This window comes from Streptomyces sp. NPDC025784, assembly GCF_055558435.1.
Window position 1 is genome coordinate 326,605 of the sequence record NZ_JBVHMN010000002.1, and the last position, 19,850, is coordinate 346,454.

17 protein-coding genes are annotated in these 19,850 nt (G+C 72.1%); 5 read left to right on the forward strand and 12 right to left on the reverse strand.

Features of this window, described 5'->3' with window-relative positions:
* Positions 1-176: 176 nt before the first annotated feature.
* Positions 177-1,643 carry an amino acid permease gene (locus tag ACZ4IF_RS07520; RefSeq protein WP_467560456.1) on the reverse strand — a complete coding sequence of 489 codons (1,467 nt, stop codon included), beginning with the start codon at positions 1,641-1,643 and terminating at the stop codon, positions 177-179.
* A gap of 308 nt (positions 1,644-1,951) precedes the next feature.
* Between ACZ4IF_RS07520 and ACZ4IF_RS07525 the strand changes: the two genes are divergently transcribed.
* A complete protein-coding gene (locus tag ACZ4IF_RS07525; RefSeq protein ID WP_359488084.1) occupies positions 1,952-2,650 on the forward strand; it encodes a MerR family transcriptional regulator in 699 nt (232 codons plus the stop codon).
* A 39-nt stretch (positions 2,651-2,689) separates the two neighbouring features.
* On the opposite strand, the gene ACZ4IF_RS07530 is transcribed toward ACZ4IF_RS07525, so the two are convergent.
* Positions 2,690-3,415 (reverse strand): SDR family NAD(P)-dependent oxidoreductase, encoded by a 726-nt coding sequence (locus tag ACZ4IF_RS07530; protein WP_467560458.1) that lies wholly within the window; start codon positions 3,413-3,415, stop codon positions 2,690-2,692.
* A gap of 134 nt (positions 3,416-3,549) precedes the next feature.
* On the opposite strand from ACZ4IF_RS07530, the gene ACZ4IF_RS07535 reads away from it, so the two are divergent.
* The 3 genes from ACZ4IF_RS07535 to ACZ4IF_RS07545 are packed head-to-tail and all read left to right on the forward strand — an operon-like array spanning position 3,550 to position 7,142.
* Positions 3,550-4,578 carry an ABC transporter permease gene (locus ACZ4IF_RS07535; RefSeq protein WP_467560460.1) on the forward strand — a complete coding sequence of 343 codons (1,029 nt, stop codon included), beginning with the start codon at positions 3,550-3,552 and terminating at the stop codon, positions 4,576-4,578.
* A gap of 34 nt (positions 4,579-4,612) precedes the next feature.
* Positions 4,613-5,668 (forward strand): sugar ABC transporter substrate-binding protein, encoded by a 1,056-nt coding sequence (locus tag ACZ4IF_RS07540; RefSeq protein ID WP_467560462.1) that lies wholly within the window; start codon positions 4,613-4,615, stop codon positions 5,666-5,668.
* 1 nt (position 5,669) lies between these two features.
* A complete protein-coding gene (locus tag ACZ4IF_RS07545) occupies positions 5,670-7,142 on the forward strand; it encodes a sugar ABC transporter ATP-binding protein (RefSeq protein ID WP_467560464.1) in 1,473 nt (490 codons plus the stop codon).
* Between the two features lie 139 nt (positions 7,143-7,281).
* Here the strand turns inward: ACZ4IF_RS07545 and ACZ4IF_RS07550 are convergent, their stop codons facing one another.
* The 8 genes from ACZ4IF_RS07550 to ACZ4IF_RS07585 all read right to left on the reverse strand — a co-directional run bounded on the left by ACZ4IF_RS07550 (position 7,282) and on the right by ACZ4IF_RS07585 (position 17,226).
* Positions 7,282-8,016 (reverse strand): IclR family transcriptional regulator, encoded by a 735-nt coding sequence (locus tag ACZ4IF_RS07550; RefSeq protein ID WP_467560466.1) that lies wholly within the window; start codon positions 8,014-8,016, stop codon positions 7,282-7,284.
* Between the two features lie 63 nt (positions 8,017-8,079).
* The gene (locus ACZ4IF_RS07555; RefSeq protein ID WP_467560468.1) at positions 8,080-9,705 is read right to left on the reverse strand and encodes a thiamine pyrophosphate-binding protein; all 1,626 of its coding nucleotides are present in this window, start codon (positions 9,703-9,705) and stop codon (positions 8,080-8,082) included.
* Positions 9,706-9,851: 146 nt separating this feature from the next.
* Positions 9,852-12,026 (reverse strand): 3-hydroxyacyl-CoA dehydrogenase NAD-binding domain-containing protein, encoded by a 2,175-nt coding sequence (locus ACZ4IF_RS07560; RefSeq protein WP_467560470.1) that lies wholly within the window; start codon positions 12,024-12,026, stop codon positions 9,852-9,854.
* Between the two features lie 47 nt (positions 12,027-12,073).
* Positions 12,074-13,288 (reverse strand): acetyl-CoA C-acetyltransferase, encoded by a 1,215-nt coding sequence (locus ACZ4IF_RS07565; protein WP_467560472.1) that lies wholly within the window; start codon positions 13,286-13,288, stop codon positions 12,074-12,076.
* A 21-nt stretch (positions 13,289-13,309) separates the two neighbouring features.
* Positions 13,310-14,452 carry an acyl-CoA dehydrogenase family protein gene (locus ACZ4IF_RS07570; RefSeq protein WP_359488098.1) on the reverse strand — a complete coding sequence of 381 codons (1,143 nt, stop codon included), beginning with the start codon at positions 14,450-14,452 and terminating at the stop codon, positions 13,310-13,312.
* Positions 14,453-14,467: 15 nt separating this feature from the next.
* Entirely contained in the window at positions 14,468-15,481 is a 1,014-nt protein-coding gene (locus ACZ4IF_RS07575) for an LLM class F420-dependent oxidoreductase (RefSeq protein ID WP_467560475.1), read from the reverse strand.
* Entirely contained in the window at positions 15,481-16,617 is a 1,137-nt protein-coding gene (locus ACZ4IF_RS07580) for a CaiB/BaiF CoA transferase family protein (RefSeq protein ID WP_467560477.1), read from the reverse strand. Before ACZ4IF_RS07580 ends, ACZ4IF_RS07575 begins: the two co-directional genes overlap by 1 nt.
* 228 nt (positions 16,618-16,845) lie before the next feature.
* A complete protein-coding gene (locus ACZ4IF_RS07585; RefSeq protein WP_467560479.1) occupies positions 16,846-17,226 on the reverse strand; it encodes an MmcQ/YjbR family DNA-binding protein in 381 nt (126 codons plus the stop codon).
* A 138-nt stretch (positions 17,227-17,364) separates the two neighbouring features.
* On the opposite strand from ACZ4IF_RS07585, the gene ACZ4IF_RS07590 reads away from it, so the two are divergent.
* Positions 17,365-18,537 (forward strand): saccharopine dehydrogenase family protein, encoded by a 1,173-nt coding sequence (locus tag ACZ4IF_RS07590; RefSeq protein ID WP_467560481.1) that lies wholly within the window; start codon positions 17,365-17,367, stop codon positions 18,535-18,537.
* Between the two features lie 168 nt (positions 18,538-18,705).
* On the opposite strand, the gene mmpA is transcribed toward ACZ4IF_RS07590, so the two are convergent.
* Positions 18,706-18,852, reverse strand: coding sequence for a morphogenic membrane protein MmpA (gene mmpA, locus ACZ4IF_RS07595; RefSeq protein WP_467560483.1), 147 nt, complete (start codon positions 18,850-18,852; stop codon positions 18,706-18,708).
* 142 nt (positions 18,853-18,994) lie between these two features.
* A complete protein-coding gene (locus ACZ4IF_RS07600) occupies positions 18,995-19,696 on the reverse strand; it encodes an endonuclease V (RefSeq protein WP_467560485.1) in 702 nt (233 codons plus the stop codon).
* Positions 19,697-19,850 lie beyond the last annotated feature (154 nt).

Here is a 19,850-nt window from a genome sequence, read left to right on the forward strand (position 1 = left end):
ACTTGCTGCATCTTTCTGCAAGTAATTGCGGGCGGAACGGGCCTGCCGGGAGCAGGAGTTGATCAAGGGTGGCGGTCACGGCCGGTCGACGTACGAGAAATGGCGTCGTCCCGCACATACGAGATGTGCGGGACGACGCCATCGCGGCGGGGCCACCGTCGGTGGCCGCCGGGCCGCTACTTCATGAGCTCGCCGAGCTCCCGGTCCTCGGCCTGCGAGACGCGGCGCCGGACCGCGAACCAGCCACCGACCAGCAGGGCCCCGATCACCGGGACGAGCAGGAGCGTCTTCCGGCCGACCTCGGGGTCGTTCCACATCAGGCCGAGCACGGCCACCAGGAAGACCACGGTGACGATCTCGGTGAACGGGCTGCCCGGCAGGCGGAACGAGGGACGCGTCACCAGCCCCTCCCTGGCCCGGCGGACGAACATCAGGTGGCAGATCATGATGATCACCCAGGTGCTGATGACGCCGAGCGACGCCACGTTCAGGACGATCTCGAAGGCCTGGCTCGGCATCAGGTAGTTCAGGCCGACACCGAGCACGCACACCGCGCAGGTGAGCAGGATGCCGCCGTACGGCACCTGGCTGCGGTTCATCCTCGCGGTGAACCTGGGGGCCGATCCCGCCGAGGCCATCGAGCGCAGGATGCGGCCGGTGGAGTACAGGCCGGAGTTCAGCGAGGACATGGCGGCCGTGAGGACGACCAGGTTCATCACGTCGCCGGCGGCCGGGATGCCGACCTTCGACAGGACCGTGACGAAGGGGCTCTCGTCGGCGGAGTAGACGGACCCGGGCAGCAGCAGCGCGAGGAGCACGACCGAGCCGACGTAGAAGAGTCCGACGCGCCACATGATCGAGTTCACCGCGCGCGGGACGACCTTCTCCGGTTCGGCGGTCTCGCCCGCGGCGACACCGACCAGTTCCAGCGCGGCGTACGCGAAGATCACGCCCTGCATGACCAGGACGACCGGCATCACACCGTGCGGCAGGAGCCCGCCGTGGTCGGTGATGACGCCGACCCCCGGCGTCTGGCCGCCGACCTGGTGCTGCGTGGCGAGCAGGAAGATGCCGATCAGCATGAACGCGACGAGCGTGGCGACCTTGACGATCGCGAACCAGAACTCCATCTCGCCGAAGATCTTCACCGAGATCAGGTTCACGGCGAGGACCACGGCGAGGGCGATGAGCGCCAGCACCCACTGCGGGATGTCGGTGAAGAAGCTCCAGTAGTGCGTGTAGAGCGCGATCGCGGTGATGTCCGCGATACCGGTCGTCGACCAGTTCAGGAAGTACATCCACCCGGCGACGTAGGCGCCCTTCTCGCCGAGGAACTCGCGCGCGTACGACACGAAGGACCCGGAGGAGGGCCGGTAGAGCACCAGCTCACCGAGGGCGCGCACGACGAAGAAGGCGAAGATGCCGCAGACGAGGTAGGCGATGGCGAGTGCGGGGCCCGCGTTGTGGAGGCGCCCGCCGGCTCCGAGGAAGAGTCCGGTGCCGATCGCGCCACCGATGGCGATCATGTTGACGTGGCGGGCCTTGAGGTCCTTGCTGTAGCCGGCGTCGCCCGCATCCGCGGGCGCGCGGGTCGCATCGGTGAGGGATGCGGCCTTGGCCGTGTCTACGGCTTCCTTGGTCACGGGTGGATCTACTCTCTGGTGCGCCCGACGCACCGGGGCTCGGGTGTCCGGATGTGCCACGGTCCGCGCCTCCTGACGTGGTGCGGACCAAGGCGTCACCTTCCCGGAGAGATCACGGGCATGCGATGACGCATGCCACACAGCGGAACTTCTCACATCGTGATCAAAGGAAGCAAAAGCGGCGATCAAGGCGATATCGGGCCTCGCGAGCACTTTCACAAGGTCGGTGAGACAGTAATACTGTTGCACCGTGTCCTCGTCCGTCCCGAAGGGCGGGCGCCGCACCACCCGGAAGGTGAGGACCTGCCATGACCACGGACACCGAGGAGTCGACGCTCACCGTCGACGAGCTGGCCGCGCGGGCAGGCGTCACGGTCCGGACGATCCGCTTCTACAGCGCGAAGGGCCTGCTCCCGCCGCCCGTGATCGGCCCGCGGCGCGTGGGGCACTACAGCCGGCAGCACCTGGCCCGGCTGGCTCTCATCGAGGAGTTGCAGCACCAGGGCATGACGCTGGCGGCGATCGAGCGCCATCTGGCACAGCTGCCACCCGGCCTGAGCGCCCACGACCTGGCCATTCACCGCGCCGTGGTGGCCTCCTGGGCACCCGACGCGGTGGAGGTGGTGACGCGCGAGGAGCTGGAGCGGCGGGCCGGACGGCCTCTCGCGGACGAGGACCTGGACCGGCTGACCGCCATGCAGATCGTCGAGCGGACCTCGGACTCCTTCCGTGTGGATCCGGCGCTGCTGCGGCTCGGCGTGGAGCTGCTGGACGTGCCCATCGCCCACGAGGCGGTCCTCGCGGCGCGGACGGTCCTGCTGGAGCACTCCCGTGCGGCGGCCCGCGAGCTGTCCGCGCTGCTGCGCGACGCGGTGGGCGAGCAGGAGTCCGTCGCGGCGGTGAAGTCGCTGTCCGCGCACATGGAGCCGCTGGTCGTGCAGGCCCTGCTCACCTCGTTCCAGCGCTCGCTGAAGGAGGAGCTGCGGGAGTGGCTCAAGCAGTCCTGACCTGCCCCTGCTCCCCCGCCCGGAGGTCGGGCGGTCCGGTCACAGGCAGGCGGATCCGCCGGCCACGTCGAGGGTCTGGCCGGTCAGGAAGCCGCTGCCCGGGTCGACCACGTAGAGCAGTGTGGACAGCAGGTCGGACGGTTCCTGGGTCCTCGGCACGGCCTGCTGGGCGCGCACGTGCTCGAAGCCGCCGCCCGTTCCGACGGCCCGTGCGGCGGTGGCCGTGCGCACCATGCTCGGCGCGATCGCGTTGACCGTGATGCCGTACGGGCCGAGCGCCGACGCCAGCGCGCGGGTGAAGCCGATCAGACCGGCCTTCGAGGCCACGTACGCGACCATCGTCGGCGGCGCGGTGAGGACGGCCGCCGACGTGATGTTCACGATCCGGCCCCAGCCCGCCGCCTTCAGGTACGGCAGGACGGCGCGGGTCACCAGGAACGGCCCCTCCAGGTTGACGCGCATGATCCGGCGCCACTCCTCGGGCGTGGTCTCCTCGAAGGCCGACTCCGGATAGACGCCCGCGTTGTTGACGAGCACGTGCAGCGTGCCGAACCGGTCGACGACCTGCTCCAGTGCCGCCGCGACCTGATCCTCGTCGGTGACGTCGGCGACGAGTTCCAGGTAGGCCGGCACCCGCGCCGCCGTCCGTGGCTGCGGCACCACGTCGATCCCCGCGACCCGGTATCCGCACCCGGCGAGCGCGACGGCGAACTCCTGCCCGAGGCCCTGTGCCGCTCCGGTCACCAGGGCGGTACGTGTCTCCATACGCCGAGTGTGATGATCCGTCAGGCGCTCGGCAAGGGTGCATTTCACTCGCCGGAACGGGCCTGTTGCCCCGCAGGTCCGCGAGGCCCACGCTGCGGGCGACCCCCAGCGCCAGCCGTACGGGAGCCTGCCCGATGACCGAGACCGAGCGTGCCGTGGACGGCGCGGAGCGTGCCCGCGACAAGGGCGGCTCGCGCCGGCGGCCCGGGGTGCTGCGACACCGCCTGGTCCGCGACGAGTTGGGCGTGCTCGTCGTGCTCGCGCTCCTGGTCGCCGGGATCGGCATCCCCTATCCGGACTTCCTGGCCGGCGACAACCTGCTCAGCACCGCCCACAACTCCGTCTACATCTCGCTGATGGCCTGCGGGATGGTGTTCGCGCTCGCCATGCGCGAGGTCGACCTCTCGGTGGGCGGCACCTATGCGATGTGCCTGGTCGTCGGAGCCCTGCTGATACGCGACGGCACGGCGCCTTGGCTGGCGGTCCCGGTGGTGCTGGTCACCGGAACCTTGCTCGGCGTCCTCAACGCCCTGGTCACGACGCTGCTGGCGCTGCCGTCGTTCATCGTGACGCTGGGGACCCTCATGCTCTACCGGGGTGTCGGGCTCGCGCTCGCCGACGGCAGGCAGATCACCGATCTGCCGCTCGACGACTCGTTCTTCACCCTGGCGGGCGGTGACGCGGCGGGCGTTCCGTTCGCGCTGTGGGTGCTGCTCGCGGTCGTCGTGACGCTGACGGTCGTGCTGACACGGACGCGGTTCGGGGCACGGGTGCGGGCCATCGGGTCCAACCCGGACGCGGCCGAGTTCAGTGGCATCCCCGTCGTCCGCACCCGCGTGCAGGCGCTCGCGCTGTCCGGGCTGACCACGGCCTGCGGGGCAGCGCTCGCCCTCGCCTTCTACGGCGCCGGCGACCCGACGCTGGGCCAGGGGTACGAGTTGCAGGCCATCGCCGCGTGCATCATCGGCGGCACCCCGCTCGCCGGGGGACGCGGATCCGTGGTCGGTGCGGTGGCCGGGGCGATGATCCTCTCCGTGGTCGCCTCCGGGCTCGTGTTCTTCGAAGTACCCATCAACTGGACGTCGTTCGCGACGGGTGGAGTGATCCTCGTCGCGGTCGCGGCGGACAGCGCACTGCGCCGCACCGGACGCCGGCGCCGCTGACGTCCCGACCGACCGGAACCACCTGGAGGCCGCGATGCACCCCCGACGACGTACGCTGCTCGCCCTGCCCGCCACGCTGGCCCTGCTCGCCGCCGGCTGCGGCAGCGGATCCGGCGGCGACGGCAAGCTGCGCATGGGGATCGCCGTGGCCAACATCAGTCTCAACTTCGCGCACGAGATGGTCCTCGGTGCCGAGAGCGCAGCGGACCACGCGGGCGGGGTCGACTTCAAGGCGGTCGGCCCGCCCAACACGGACGGACCCGCCGAGGTGCAGCTCTTCCAGAACCTGACGACGCGCGCCGAGGACGGCATCGTCCTGGAGAACCTCGATCCGCCGATCTTCACCCGGCCCGCGGCACGCGCCGTCGACCGGGGCATCCCGATCGTCGCCCTGGACACCTCCCCGACCGAGGGCAGCAAGGTCGGCTTCTACGTGGGCAACGACAACTACGCGCTCGGCGAGCTGATGGCGAAGGAGGCGCTGAAGCGGCTCGGCGGCGACCCGCGGGGTCAGATCGTGATCGGCGTGCCCAATCCCGGGACCCCGGTGCTGGACAACCGGGCGAAGGGCATCGCGGACACCTTCCGGAAACAGGCCCCCGGGGTCAAGGTGCTCGGCCCCTTCCAGACGTACAGCGACCCCGGGCAGAACTACAGCTCCTGGTCCGCGCAGGTGAACGCGCACCCCAAGGCGCTCGCCTTCCTCGGCGTCGGCGACGCCGACAGCTACAACCTCGCCAAGATCAAGAAGGCGGAGCAGGGAAAGTGGCTGACGGCGGGGTTCGACGTCGACCCCAAGACCCTCGACGCGGTCGCGGACGGCTCGAACTTCGTCACCATCGACCCGCAGCACTTCCTCAAGGGCTACCTGTCCACGGCGATCCTCATCGAGGCCGTCCGCGACCACGACGGCAAACTGCCCGAGGGCTGGTTCCTCTCCCCCGGCGCCGTCGTCGACCGGTCGAACGTCGACGCGATCATCGCGCGCCAGAAGTCCGCGCGGGCCGCGTACGACTGGTACGCGCCGACCGTCGACAAGCTCCTGGGCGACCAGCGGGCCCAGCTCAGGCCTATGCGGGACGCCCGCTGAGATGGCCGGTGCCGAGATCCTCAGCGCGCGGGACCTGGTCAAGTCGTACGGCGGGGTCCGGGCCCTGGACGGGGCGGGGATCGGCCTGCGCGGTGGCGAGGTCCACGCCCTGGTCGGGGAGAACGGAGCGGGCAAGTCGACGCTCGTGCGGATCCTGTCGGGCACGACAGCGCCCGACGGCGGGACGGTACGGCTCGCGCCCGGGGCGACACCGGACGAAATCGCCGTCGTGTCACAGGAGTTGAGCCTGTTCCCCGATCTCACCGTCCGGGAGAACCTCTATCCGCACCGGCCGCCCCGCCGTCGGGGCCTGCTCGACCGTGGTGCCATGGACCGTGCCGCACGGCCGGTCCTCGCCGAACTCGGCGTGGACGTCACCCCTGACCGGATCCTCGGCGAACTCTCGCTCGCGGACCGCCAGTTGACGGAGATCGCGCGGGCGCTGCTGCGACGGCCCAAGGTGCTGGTGCTCGACGAGCCGACCTCCGCGCTGCCTGCCGCCGCCGTGGACCGCCTCGAACTCGTCCTGCGCACCCTGACCGGCCGGGGCATCGCGGTCCTGTACGTCACCCACTTCCTGGAGGAGGTGATGCGCTTCGCGCGGCGCGTCACGGTGCTGCGGGACGGGCGCGTCGCGCTCGCGGGGGCGCGGCGGGCCGATGTCGACGTACCGGAGCTGGTGACGGCGATGCTGGGCAGTCGGCCGCCCGCGCCGTCGCGCCGTGAGCGCGCCCTCGCCGACGGTCCGCCGCCGGTGGTGCTCTCCGGGGTGAGCGTGCCCGGCCGGCTCGCCGACGTCACCTTCACCGTCCGCGCGGGCGAGGTGGTGGGGGTGGCCGGGCTTCAGGGCTCGGGCCACCTGGCGGCGCTGGAGGTGGTGTGCGGGCGCGCGGCGGTCTCGGCGGGGCAGGTGGACGTGGCGGGCCGGGGGCTGCCGGGCTCGCTGCGCGCCGCCGTCCGTGCGGGGGTCGCCTTCGTGCCCAGCGACCGCAAGCGGTACGGGCTGATGGCCGACCGTTCGGTGTGGGAGAACACGACCGCGGTGAGCTGGCTCGCGCTGGGCCGCGGCGGGATGCTGCCCACACGGTCCGAACTGGTCGCGCGGACGGTCGAGTCGACCGGGCGGCTGCGGCTGCGCGGCGGGCCGTACGACCGCGTGGCCCGCCTCTCGGGCGGCAATCAGCAGAAGGTCGTCTTCGCCAAGTGGCTCGCCACCGATCCGCGTGTCGTCGTCCTCGACGATCCGACCCGAGGGGTCGACATCGGCGTGCGTGCCGAGATGCACCGGATCGTGGACGAGCTGGCGGCGGGCGGTGCGGCGGTCCTGGTCGCCTCCACGGATCCGGCGGAGCTGACGGAGGTGTGCGACCGCGTGCTGGTCTTCGTCCGGGGGCGCCTCTCCGGCGAACTCCACGGCGGGCACCTCACGGAACACGCGCTGGCGGTGGCCGTGCAGTCGGGGGTGACGGGGTGAGTCCGCCGGGCGGGGCCCACCCGGTCCTCGCCCGCTCCGCCCCTGCCCCTCCCGTACCCGGGGCTGCGCCCCGGACCCCGCTCCTCGAACGCCGGAGGGGCTGAACCTCTGCCGCCCCGGCGGCGGGGCGAGTGCTCGTTCACGCCGACAGCACCCGGGTGAGGGCCCGCGCCGCCGCGCACACCTTCGAACCGAGGCGGTCCATGTCGAGGCGACGGGTCCCGCCGGTCACGGAGATCGCGGCGATCGGCCGCGCCCCGCGCCCGTACACGGGCGCGGCGACGGCCGAGACGCCCACCTCGGCCTCCTCCAGGTTCACCCCGTAGCCCCGCGCGCGCGTGGCGGCGAGGTCGCGGGCGAGCTGCCCGGGCAGTACCAGGGTGCGCGGGGTGAGGCGGGGCAGAACGCTCCGCGGCGGGCGGGGATCATGGGCGAGGAAGAGCTTGCCGGTGGCGGTGCAGTGCGCCGGCAGCCGCCCGCCGGTGCGCGAGACGATCGGGGTGGCACGACGGCCGGTGATCTTCTCCAGGAAGAGGGTGTCGGGCCCGTCGGGCACGGCGAGGTGCACGTTCTCGTGGGTCTCCCGGTGCAGATCGCCCAGGTAGGGCAGCGCGGTGTCCCGCAGCTCCCGCGCGGACGGCGCGGACTGGCCGAGCACGAAGAGGGCGAGCCCGACGCGGTAGCGGCCGTCGGCGGTGCGCTCGACGAGCCCGAGCCGCACCAGTTCCCCGAGCAGACGGTGCGCGCTGGGTTTGGGCAGCCCGGTGCGCAGGGCCAGCTCGGCGAGGCTCAGCGCGTCCGCGGACTCCCCGCAGGCGCGCAGCAGTGCCGCGCCGCGCGCGAGCACCGACTTCGGTGCCTGACCGTCCGTCATGGACCGATGGTCGGGCGCCGGGGGCCGGTTGACAAGGTCCGGGTCGCTGTGAGGCGGCGACCGCTATCGAAGCGGTACGTCGACGAGCAGGGGCCGGCTCGTCTCCCCCGCGGCGGCGACGAGTTCACGCAGATGGCCGGCGCTCGCCGCCCGGACCGCGTCGACGCCGAAGAACCGGGCCGCCTGGGTGAAGTCCAGGTCGCCCAGTTCCGTTCCGGGGCAGGGGCCGTGGCCGCCCATCGCGCGGTAGGTGTCCTGGAGGGTGCGGTAGGCGCCGTTGCCCATCACCACGAAGAGCACCGGTACGGCGCAGCGTGCCGCGCTCCACAGTCCCTGGAGGCCGAACAGCGTGCATCCGTCGCCGAGGACCGCGACGACCGGGCGGCCCGGCTCGGCGAGCGCCCGGCCTACGGCGGCCCCGATCCCCCATCCGAGGCCGCCGCCGACGGTGTGCAGGTAGCTTCCGGGACGGTCGAGGCGTACGAGTCGGCGCAGCAGCAGTCCGACGGTGATGGCCTCCTCGACGACCGCGGCGTGCGGGGGCAGTCCGTCGGCCACGGCGTGCGCGGCGGCCCAGGGCGCGAGCGGCGCCGGGGAGTACTGGGCGCGGGCGGCGGCCTCGGTGCGCTCCCGTTCGGCCGTGTGCCGCTCGCCCGCTCGCTGTGTCCTGGCCTTGGCGGTGTGCGCGGGCACCCGCTCGCGCAGCAGCTCGGCGAGCCGGTCGAGGGAGGGGCCGAGGGCGCCGACGAGTCCGGCGTCGGCCGGGAAGTTGCGGCCGATCTCGTCCGGGTCGGAGTCGAGCTGGACGACGGCGACGCCGGGCGGCAGGGCCGGCCCGGGGCTGTAGTGGTGCGGTGTGAACGCGTGTGCGCCCGCGACGAGGACGGTGTCGTACGGAGCGAGGGCGTCGCGGATCGCGTCGTGGCGCGGCGGGAGCATGCCCGCGTACAGGGGGTGGGTGGTCGGGAAGTTGAGGCAGTCGGCCATCGGCTGGTGGTGGACGGGGGCGCCGCAGGTCTCGGCGGCACGCACCAGTGCCGGGACGGCCCGTTCGCGGCCCACGGCGTCCCCGGCGACGATGACGGGGCGGGCGGCGGCGCCGATCAGTGCGGCGGCGCGGTCCAGGCCGGCGGCCGGGCCGGCGGCAGGGGTGGGGGTCCGGGCCGGGACGTCGACCTCGGTGTCCTCGGTGAGCAGGTCCATCGGCACCGAGAGGAAGACGGGTCCCGCGGGCGGCCGTACGGCGAGGGCGAAGGCGCGGCGCACGGCGAGCGGCAGGTCACGGGCGTGCTGGACGTCGAGGGCCGCCTTGACGGCGGGCCGGGCGAGTCCGACGAGGTCGCCCGAGAGCATGGGGTCCTGCTGGAGGTGGCGGCGGTCCTGCTGGCCGGCGGTCACCACCAGCGGGGTGCGCGAGCGGCGGGCGTTGAGCAGACCGATGAGCCCGTTGGCGAGCCCGGCCGCGATGTGCAGGCTGACGAACGCGGGCCGCCCGGTGGCGCGGGCGTATCCGTCGGCCATGGAGACGACGGCGCCCTCGTGGACGCCGAGCACGTACTCGGGCGCGTCCTGCTCGGTCATGAGGGCGGCGAGGACAGGCAGTTCGGTGGTGCCGGGGTTGCCGAAGACGCGATCCACGCCCTCGCCGCGCAGGATGTCCAGCAGGGCGTGGGCGGGGCTGCGACCCATGGGAGCTCCTCGGTGGGGGCGGGGACCGGTTCGCGGTCAGCGTCCGGTCCCCGCCCCCGGGGAGCAAGTCCCGCATACCACTCAGCGGTACGTCGGGTACGGCCGGGGCGGCGGGTGTGCGCGGCTGCTCGGGCGGGTGTGTGCGGCTACTTGTCGCTGAACCGCTCGCCCTTCGCCGCCTTCTCGACGAGCAGCGCGGGCGGCGTGAACCGCGTTCCGTAGCGGTCGGCGAGCTCGCGCGCGCGGGCCACGAAGCCGGGCAGCCCGCCTTCGTAGCCGTTGATGTACTGGAGGACGCCACCGGTCCAGCCGGGGAAGCCGATGCCGAAGATGGATCCGATGTTGGCGTCGGCGACGGACGTGAGGACGCCTTCCTCCAGGAGCCTGACGGTGTCCAGCGCCTCGGAGAAGAGCATGCGCTCCTGCATGTCCCGGAAGGGGATCTCGTGTCCCGCCTTGGTGAAGTGCTCGCGCAGGCCGGGCCACAGCCTGCCGCGCCTGCCGTCCTCGCCGTACTCGTAGAAGCCCGCTCCGCCGCTGCGCCCGGTGCGGCCGAACTCGTCGACCATGCGGTCGATGACGGCCTCGGCCGGGTGCGTCTCCCAGGTGCCGCCGGCCTCCTCGACGGCCTGCTTCGACTCCTTGCGGATCTTGCGCGGCAGGGTGAGCGTGAGCTCGTCCATCAGGGAGAGGACCTTGGCGGGGTAGCCGGCCTGTGCGGCGGCCTGCTCGACCGACGCGGGCTCGATGCCCTCGCCGACCATCGCGACGCCCTCGTTGATGAAGTGGCCGATGACGCGGGAGGTGAAGAATCCGCGGGAGTCGTTGACGACGATCGGGGTCTTCTTGATCTGGCGCACCAGGTCGAAGGCGCGTGCCAGTGCCTCGTCGCCGGTCCGCTCGCCCTTGATGATCTCGACGAGCGGCATCTTGTCGACGGGCGAGAAGAAGTGCAGGCCGATGAAGTCGTCCTGCCGCTCGACGCCTTCGGCGAGGACGGTGATCGGGAGGGTCGAGGTGTTGGAGCACAGCAGTGCGTCCGGCTCGACGATGTTCTCGATCTCCTGGAAGACCTTGTGCTTGAGCGAGGTGTCCTCGAAGACGGCCTCGATCACGGCGTCGCAGCCGGCCAGGTCGTTCGGGTCGGCGGTGGGCGTGATGCGGGCGAGCAGTTCGTCGGCCTTCTGCTGGGTCGTACGTCCCCGGGAGACGGCCTTGGCGCAGAGCTTCTCGGAGTAGGCCTTGCCCTTGGCCGCCGCGTCCGCCGAGACGTCCTTGAGGACGACGTCGATGCCGGCGCGGGCGCAGGAGTAGGCGATGCCCGCGCCCATCATCCCGGCGCCGAGGACGGCGACCTTGCGGACCTGGCGCGGCTCGATGCCCTGGGGCCGGTTGGCGCCGGAGTTGACCGCCTGGAGGTCGAAGAAGAACGCCTGGATCATGTTCTTCGAGGTCTGCCCCGTCACCAGCTCGGTGAAGTAGCGGGCCTCGATGACGAGCGCGGTCTCGAAGTCGACCTGGGAGCCCTCGACCGCGGCGGCGAGGATGTTGCGCGGGGCCGGGTAGGGGGCGCCGCCCAGCTGCTTGCGCAGGTTGGCCGGGAAGGCGGGCAGGTTGGCGGCGAACTTCGGGTTGGACGGCGTGCCGCCCGGGATCTTGTAGCCGGGCTTGTCCCAGGGCTGCTGCGACTCCGGGTTGGCGTCGATGAAGGCGCGCGCCTTGGCGAGCATCTCCTCGGGGGTAACCGCGACCTCGTGGACCAGGCCGTTCTCCAGGGCGCGCTGCGGGGAGTACTGGGTGCCCTGCAGCAGCACCTTGAGGAGGGCGTCGGTGATGCCCATGAGGCGGACGGTGCGGGTGACGCCGCCGCCCGCGGGCAGCAGGCCGAGGGTGACCTCGGGCAGGCCGATCTTGGAGCCGGGCGCGTCGAGGGCCACGCGGTGGTGGGAGGCGAGGGCGATCTCGTAACCGCCGCCGAGCGCCGCGCCGTTGATGGCGGCGACGACCGGCTTGCCGAGGGTCTCGATGCGACGCAGGCAGCCCTTGATGTCCGTGCCCAGGTCGAAGGCCTGCTGGGCGTCCTCCGGACCGGCCTTGATCATGTCCTTGAGGTCGCCGCCCGCGAAGAAGGTCTTCTTCGCGGAGGTGTAGATGATGCCGCGGATGGAGTCCTTCTCGGCCTCGACGCGGTCGGCGATGGCCGCGATCGATTCCTTGAAGGCCTGGTTCATCGTGTTGGCGGACTGGTTGGGGTCGTCGAGGACGAGGGTGACGACGCCGGTCTCGTCCTGTTCCCAGCGGATGGTGGTGCTCTCGGTCATGGGGAGGGTCTCCGGTCTCCGTTGAAGTCTGTCGGTCCGCTGGGGAGTTACAGGCGCTCGATGATGGTGGCGATGCCCATGCCGCCGCCGACGCACAGCGTGGCGAGGCCGTAGCGCTTGTCCTGGCGCTCCAGTTCGTCGACGAGGGTGCCGAGGATCATCGCGCCGGTCGCGCCGAGCGGGTGGCCGAGGGCGATCGCACCGCCGTTGACGTTGACCTTGTCCAGGGACAGGCCCATGTCCTTCACGAAGCGCAGCACGACGGCCGCGAAGGCTTCGTTGATCTCGACGAGGTCGATGTCATCGATGGTGAGTCCGGCCTTGGCGAGCGCCTTGCGGGTGGCGGGCGCGGGGCCGGTCAGCATGATGGTGGGCTCGGAGCCGGAGACCGCCGCGGAGACGATCCGCGCGCGCGGGGTGAGTCCGTAGCGCTCGCCGACCTCCTTCGAGCCGATGGCCACCAGGGAGGCTCCGTCGACGATGCCCGACGAGTTGCCCGCGTGGTGGACGTGGTCGATCTCCTCGACCCAGTGGTACTTCTGCAGGGCGACCGCGTCGAAGCCGCCCAGTTCGCCGATGTCCGCGAACGACGGCTTCAGCTTGGCCAGCGAGTCGGCGGTGGTGCCGGGGCGCAGGTGCTCGTCGTGGTCGAGGACGACGAGCCCGCTGCGGTCCTTCACGGGGACGACGGACCTCTCGAAGCGGCCGTCCTTCCAGGCAGCGGCGGCGCGCTCCTGGGAGAGGGCGGCGTACTCGTCCACGTCGCGGCGGGAGAAGCCCTCGATGGTGGCGATCAGGTCGGCGCCGATGCCCTGCGGCACGAAGTTGGTGGCCATGTTGGTCATCGGGTCGGCGAACCAGGCGCCGCCGTCCGATGCCATCGGCACCCGCGACATCGACTCGACGCCGCCCGCGAGCACCAGGTCCTCCCAGCCGGAACGGACCTTCATCGCGGCCATGTTCACGGCTTCCAGGCCCGAGGCGCAGAAGCGGTTCTCCTGGACGCCCGCCACCGTGTCGGGCAGTCCGGCGGCGATCGCGGCGATGCGGGCGATGTCGGAGCCCTGGTCGCCGACGGGACCGACGACGCCGAGCACGATGTCGTCGATGGCGGCCGGGTCCAGGCCCGGGAAGCGCCGCTTGACCTCGTGGATGAGCCCGACGACCAGGTCGATGGGCTTGGTGCCGTGCAGGGCGCCGTTCGCCTTGCCGCGGCCGCGCGGGGTGCGGATCGCGTCGTACACGTACGCTTCGGTGCTCACTGGTAAGCCTTTCGAGGAGGGTTAGCCGAGCAGGGAACGACCGATGATCTCCTTCATGATCTCGGTGGTCCCGCCGTAGATGGTCTGGATACGTCCGTCGGTGAAGGCCTTCGCGACGCGGTACTCCGTCATGTAGCCGTAACCGCCGTGCAGTTGGAGACAACGGTCAGCTACCCGCTTCTGCAGCTCGGTGGCCCACCATTTGGCCATCGAGGCGTGCACTGCGTCGAGTTCGCCGTTCGCGTGGTCGACGATGCAGCGGTCGAGGAAGGTGCGGGTGACGGCGCACTCGGTGGCCATCTCGGCTATCTCGAAGCGGATGTGCTGGAGCTTGGACAGCGGCCTGCCGAAGGCCTCGCGTTCCTTGACGTACTCCGTGGTGATCTCCAGGAGGTGCTCGGCGGCGGCGATCCCGGCGACGGCTATGGCCATGCGCTCCTGCGCCAGGTTCGTCATCAGGTGGACGAAGGCGCCGTTCAGCTCGCCGAGGAGGTTCTCCTTGGGCACGCGTACGTCGTTGAAGAACAGTTCGGCCGTGTCCTGCGCCTTCTGGCCGATCTTGTCGAGGTTCCGGCCGCGCTCGAAGCCCTCCGTGCCGCGCTCCACGACGAGCAGGGAGAGTCCGTGGGCGCCGCCCTCGGGGGTCGTCCTCGCGACGACGACCACGAGGTCGGCGAGGATGCCGTTGGAGATGAACGTCTTGGAGCCGTTGAGCAGCCAGTGGTCGCCGCGGTCCTCGGCGTGGGTCTTGATTCCCTGGAGGTCTGAGCCGGCGCCCGGTTCGGTCATGGCGATCGCGGTGATCAGCGAACCGTCGCAGAAGCCGGGCAGCCAGCGCCGCTTCTGTTCCTCGGTGCCCAGGCCCGTCAGATACGGTCCGATGATGTCGTTGTGCAGTCCGAGCGCGAGTCCGGAGGCGCCCGCGCGCGTGAACTCCTCGGCGAGCACGGCACTGTAGCGGAAGTCGGTGTTGCCGCCGCCTCCGTATTCCTCGGGGACCGCGAGTCCGAGCAGGCCCTGCCGTCCTGCCGCGCGCCAGGCGTCGCGCGCGACGATGCCGTCCTTCTCCCACTGTTCGTAGTGGGGCAGCACCTCCTTGGCGAGGAAGGTGCGCACGATGTCGCGGAACGCGTCGTGCTCGGCGGTGAAGATCTGCCGCTTCATGCGGGAAACGCCCTCCTAGAGCCAGCTCTTGACGGTTTCGATGAGGCGGGCCGGTTCCGGGCCGACGGGGATGACGTTGAGCATGGTCACCCCGGCCTCCCGGAAGGCCTCGACGCGCTCGCGGACGTAGCTCTCGGGCCCGCACAGCGACATGAGTTCGCAGAACTCGTCGGGGACCGCGGCCTCGGCCTCCTTCTTCCGCCCGGACAGGTACAGCTCCTGGATGAGGCGGGCTTCCTTCTCGTAGCCGTAGGCCACCGCGAGGTCGTTGTAGAAGTTCTTCCCGGGTGCGCCCATTCCCCCTACGTAGAGGGCGATCCTGGGGCGTGCCAGGTCGCGGGCGGCCGCCGCGTCCTCACCGATGGCGAGCAGTCCGCCCGCGACGGTCCGCAGCGGGCCGAGAGCGGGGTCGCGGCGCGCGGCACCCTCGGCCAGCGCGGTGCCCCACACCTGGTGGGCCTTCTCGGGGATGAAGAGTGTGGGCAGCCAGCCGTCGGCGATCTCCGCGGTCATCCGTACGTTGGCGGGGCCGAGCGAGGCGACGTACAGGGGCACGTCGGGCCGCACGGGCTTGGTGAGGATCTTCAGCGGCTTGCCGAGGCCGCCGGGGCGCGGCATGTCGGTGATGCCGTGGTGGTCGATCACCTCGCGGCGCAGGATGCGGCGGGTGAGTTCGACGGCCTCGCGGGTCCGGCCGATCGGCCTGTCGTACGCCTTTCCGTGCCAGCCCTCGACGACCTGCGGGCCGGAGGCGCCCAGTCCGATGGCGGCGCGCCCGCCGGAGATCGCGTCGAGCCCGGCGGCGGTCTGCGCGATGAGCGCGGGGGTGCGCGAGTAGACGTTGAGGATCGCGGCGCCGATGGTCATGCGCTCGGTGCGGGCGGCCAGGTAGCCCATGATCGTGGGCGAGTCGAAGCCGTAGGCCTCGGCGACCCAGACGGCGTCCAGGCCCGCGGACTCCAGAGCGGCCACGTCGTCCACGGCCTGCCGGGGGTCGCCCGCGTAGTCGAGCGGGAGGGAGAGCTCCATCAGTCGCCGTCCTTCATGAGGTGGGGCAGGCCCCAGTCGCGGGCCACGTCCGCGGTGTCGGCGCCCGGCTGGGCGGGACCTCCGCGGACGGCGGTGTGGGTGAGGGAGAAGCGCGGTGCGGGCGCCGGCTGGGTGATGCCGCCGTGGTCGACGAAGGTGCCCCGCGCGGCGAGGTGGGGGTGCGCGGGCGCCTCGCGCAGCGAGAGGACCGGTGCCACGCAGGCGTCGGAGCCCTCGAAGACGGCGGTCCACTCGTCGCGCGTACGGGTACGGAAGCGGGCCGCGACCTCTTCCCGCAGTTCCTCCCAGCGGGCCAGGTCCTTGCGGGCGCCGGCGAGTTCCCCGATGCCGAGCAGGGTGACGAACTCGTCGTAGAACTGCTGCTCGAGGGCGCCCACCGCCATGTACTGGCCGTCGGCCGTCTCGTAGGTCCCGTAGTACGGGCAGCCGCCGTCGAGGAGGTTGGCGCCGCGGCGGTCCTGCCAGCCGCCGGCGGCGAGCATGCCGTGGATCATCGCGGAGAGGTGCGCGGCGCCGTCGACGATGGCCGCGTCCACGACCTGTCCGGTGCCGGTCGCGCGCGCGTGGTGGAGCGCGGCGAGGACGCCCACGACGAGGTAGAGCGAGCCGCCCGCGTAGTCCCCGACGAGGTTGGCCGGGACCGCGGGCGGCCCGCCCGGTGCGCCGATCATGCCGAGGGTGCCGGTCAGCGCGATGTACGCGATGTCGTGGCCGGCGCGCTGGGCGAGCGGGCCCTCCTGTCCCCAGCCGGTCATCCGGCCGTAGACCAGTGCGGGGTTGCGGGCATGGCAGGCCTCGGGGCCGACGCCGAGGCGTTCGGCGACGCCGGGGCGGTATCCCTCGACGAGGACGTCGGCACGCTCGATGAGATCGAGGACGTGGGACGGGCCGTCCTCGGCCTTCAGGTCGATAATCACCGACCGCTTGTTGCGGTTGGTGATGTCGTACTCCGGGTCGATCGCCAGTCCGGGGCCGCCCGGCCGGTCGACGCGGACGACGTCCGCGCCGAGGTCGGCGAGGAGCATGGCGGCGAACGGTCCGGGACCGATGCCCGCCAGCTCGACCACGCGCACCCCGGCGAGCGGGCCGTGTCCCGGCCTTCCTGCCTCTGCCATCGAGCCCCCAGCACTGTGACACCACTGATGTGACATCAGCGATGTTAAGAACGTGTTCCACGTCGGGCAAGCCCCTGACGAGCAAGCGCTTAGTCTAGTTTCCCGGCGCCCGATCATGACGTAACAGGACGAAGACGCCCACGCTGGACAGCGTCGTGGCGCCGGAGGACCGCCCGGAGGGCCGTACGGACGGGTCCGCGAGTCGAGTGCCGCCGCCGGGCGGCACCGTCAGCGCCGGTCCAGCTCCGCGACCGGCTTCTTGGGTGCGACGACCCGGTAGCTCTCCTCGACCCAGTCGCACAGCAACCCCGCCGCGGGGGCACCGGACTCCTCCAGGGGTATGCGCACCCACCCCGATCCGCCCAGGCCGTACGCCGCGGGCTCGGCGCCCGGGGAGGTGCGGGCATGCGCGTGCGCGGTGTCGTCCGCGAGCTTGAGCGTGAGGCCCAGTGGGTGACTGCCGTCGTCCGTGCCGAGGAAGACGAACACCTTCCGACCGGCCTTCGCCACGGCCTCGCCCCAGGGGAACTCCTCCACGGCGCCCGGCAGCCCGAGGGCGAACTCGCGCGCCTTCTCCCACTTTTTCAGGGCGCTTTTCGGAACGGTCACGGTCACCTCCGGCCTCTTCGCCCGACCTCGTCGTCCGGCTGCTCGTTCCTCACGCTAGCCTCAGCCACCGACAACGGCGCTTCGCGTACGGCAGCGGGGGCACCGCCCGCTCCGGTGCGGCCGAGAGTAGGGAATGTCATGAGCAGGCTGAACGGAACGGAGCGGACCTACGACGTCGTGCTCTACGGAGCGACCGGGTTCGTCGGGACGCTGACTGCGGAGTACCTGGCCGCCCACGCGCCGGAAGGGCTGCGCTGGGCGATCGCCGGGCGCAGCACCGAGAAGCTGGAGCGGCTCAGGGAACGGCTCGGCGGCGGCCCCGACGTCGTGCGGGCCGACGCGGACGATCCACAGGCGCTCAGGGAACTCGCCGGCCGCGCGCGCGTGGTCGCCACGACGGTGGGGCCGTATCTCCACCACGGCCAGGAGCTGGTGGCGGCCTGCGCGGACACCGGGACCGACTACGTCGACCTGACCGGTGAACCCGAGTTCGTGGACCTGATGTACGTCCGGCACGACGCACGCGCGCGGGAGACCGGCGCACGGCTCGTGCACGCCTGCGGCTTCGACTCGATCCCGCACGACCTCGGCGCCTACTTCACCGTGCGGCAGCTGCCCGAGGGCGTGCCGCTGCGGGTCGACGGATTCGTGCGCTCCGAGGCGATGTTCTCGGGCGGCACCTTCGCCTCGGCCCTCAACCAGTTCGCCCGCGGGCGGCACATGGCCGCGGCGGCGCGCGACCGCCGGCGTCACGAGCCGCGGCTGATGGGCCGGCGGGCACAAGCACCCCTCGGCGCACCACGGTTCGCCAAGGAGGTCGGTGCCTGGGCGCTGCCGCTGCCGACGATCGACGCGCAGGTGGTGCAGCGGTCCGCGCGCGCCCTGGAGCGCTACGGGCCCGACTTCCGCTACCGCCACTACGCGGCGGTCGAGCGGCTGCCGTTCGTCGTGGGCGGCGTCGCCGCCGTGGGCGCGGTCTTCGCGGCGGCCCAGGTGCCGCCGGCCCGCCGCTGGCTGTCCGACCGGATCAAGCCGGGCGAGGGGCCGAGTGCCGAGCGGCGCGCGAGGAGCTGGTTCACCGTGCGGTTCGTGGGCGAGGGCGGCGGCCGTCGCGTCTTCACGGAGGTCTCCGGCGGCGATCCGGGCTACGACGAGACCGCGAAGATGCTCGCCGAGTCCGCGCTGTCCCTCGCCTTCGACGAACTGCCGAAGACGTCCGGGCAGGTCACCACGGCGGTGGCGATGGGCGACGCGCTGACGGAACGGCTCCGCCGCGCCGGGATCACCTTCCGCGTCGCGGCCACCCGCTGACCGACGGCCCGGACCGGGACCGATCCGTCCCCGGTGCGGGACCGGATCGGTCTGGCCCGGCCGGACCCGGATCGATCCGGACGGCCGTCGTGCCGGGACCGGCCGTGCCGACGGCCGGAGCCGGTTCGTTCCGCGCGGCCGGTCGTCGGCCGACCGGCCGGAAAGCGGTCAGAAGGTCCACCCGGTGACCGTGTAGATCATCCCGCAGATCCAGGCAAGTCCGGCGACCGCGGCGAGGACCAGTGCGGCCGTCACCGCCCGCTCGACGGGCTGGGCGGGAGCGGCGGCGGGCTTCGGTGCACGATGCGTCGTCATGCGCCCGAGCCTGCCGGGCGCCGCGGTGCCGAGACATCCGTACAGCTACTCAGACGGGCCCCGGGCCGATACTGGGTACCGTCGCCGGGGAGGCCCGGGAAGGCCGCCGTACCGGCGCGGTCGGCCGGAAGGCCGTGCCCCGTCAGGGAGTTGCCTCCTTCAGGGCCCGCCGGCAGAGGGAGTCCGCAAGCCGCGTGGACTCCGGCAGCCGGTACTCGGGGGTGAGCGCGAGCGTGTGCGCACACGCGTTGTCGAGGCCGACCCGATGGCCCACGGACACGAACACCGGTTTGACGCCGTCGCGCGTGCGCAGGGCGCGGCCGACCTCCTCCTCGCCCGTGGGTCCGTGCGCGAGCAGCGGGGACGAACTGCCGCGGAGGGCGGCGGGTTCGTCGTAGGAGAAGGTGAAGGGGTTCTTGGCGACGCCGATCGTCGGCAGCCCGGTGAGGACGCCGAGGTGGCCGGCCAGGCCGAAGCGGCGCGGGTGCGCCCGGCCGTATCCGTCGCAGACGACGAGGCCGGGCGCGCAGGGCAGGGCGTCGAGCGCGGCGAGCACCGTCGGGATCTCGCGGAAGGCCAGCAGCCCGGGCACGTACGGGAAGGAGACCTGTCCGACGGCGGTGGCCTCGGCGACGACCGCGAGGCTCGCCGCGTCGAGCACGACGGCCGCCGCGACGACGAGGTCGCGCTCGTCGTCGTAGGCGACGTCGACGCCCGTCACCCTGCCGGTGCCCGGCGGTGGCCCCGCCTCGTCGAGCACCACCCGCTCCCGCAACTCGTCCTGCACCGCACGGGCTTGCTCCTCGGTGGCGGGCCAGCCCGCGGGAATCCTCACACTCGTCATGGTGGTCACGAGCCTAGGGGGTTTCGTTCGGATCGGCTCGGATCGGGCCGCGGCGTCCGGTGCGGTGCCTCGCAAGGCGGAGGATCACCCGGGCGCCGGGCGTACTCGGGTGGTCCGACAACGCGGCGAGGTGCCGTGCCTGGTGTCGCGGACC

Excerpts from the sequence above, each read along its gene's own strand:
- mmpA (WP_467560483.1), bottom strand. The coding sequence starts at position 18,852 with ATGACGACGCATCGTGCACCGAAGCCCGCCGCCGCTCCCGCCCAGCCC.
- ACZ4IF_RS07580 (WP_467560477.1), bottom strand. The coding sequence starts at position 16,617 with ATGGCAGAGGCAGGAAGGCCGGGACACGGCCCGCTCGCCGGGGTGCGC.
- ACZ4IF_RS07535 (WP_467560460.1), top strand. The coding sequence starts at position 3,550 with ATGACCGAGACCGAGCGTGCCGTGGACGGCGCGGAGCGTGCCCGCGAC.
- ACZ4IF_RS07540 (WP_467560462.1), top strand. The coding sequence starts at position 4,613 with ATGCACCCCCGACGACGTACGCTGCTCGCCCTGCCCGCCACGCTGGCC.
- ACZ4IF_RS07590 (WP_467560481.1), top strand. The coding sequence starts at position 17,365 with ATGAGCAGGCTGAACGGAACGGAGCGGACCTACGACGTCGTGCTCTAC.
- ACZ4IF_RS07525 (WP_359488084.1), top strand. The coding sequence starts at position 1,952 with ATGACCACGGACACCGAGGAGTCGACGCTCACCGTCGACGAGCTGGCC.
- ACZ4IF_RS07560 (WP_467560470.1), bottom strand. The coding sequence starts at position 12,026 with ATGACCGAGAGCACCACCATCCGCTGGGAACAGGACGAGACCGGCGTC.
- ACZ4IF_RS07570 (WP_359488098.1), bottom strand. The coding sequence starts at position 14,452 with ATGAAGCGGCAGATCTTCACCGCCGAGCACGACGCGTTCCGCGACATC.
- ACZ4IF_RS07530 (WP_467560458.1), bottom strand. The coding sequence starts at position 3,415 with ATGGAGACACGTACCGCCCTGGTGACCGGAGCGGCACAGGGCCTCGGG.
- ACZ4IF_RS07550 (WP_467560466.1), bottom strand. The coding sequence starts at position 8,016 with ATGACGGACGGTCAGGCACCGAAGTCGGTGCTCGCGCGCGGCGCGGCA.
- ACZ4IF_RS07555 (WP_467560468.1), bottom strand. The coding sequence starts at position 9,705 with ATGGGTCGCAGCCCCGCCCACGCCCTGCTGGACATCCTGCGCGGCGAG.
- ACZ4IF_RS07600 (WP_467560485.1), bottom strand. The coding sequence starts at position 19,696 with ATGACGAGTGTGAGGATTCCCGCGGGCTGGCCCGCCACCGAGGAGCAA.
- ACZ4IF_RS07575 (WP_467560475.1), bottom strand. The coding sequence starts at position 15,481 with ATGGAGCTCTCCCTCCCGCTCGACTACGCGGGCGACCCCCGGCAGGCC.
- ACZ4IF_RS07545 (WP_467560464.1), top strand. The coding sequence starts at position 5,670 with ATGGCCGGTGCCGAGATCCTCAGCGCGCGGGACCTGGTCAAGTCGTAC.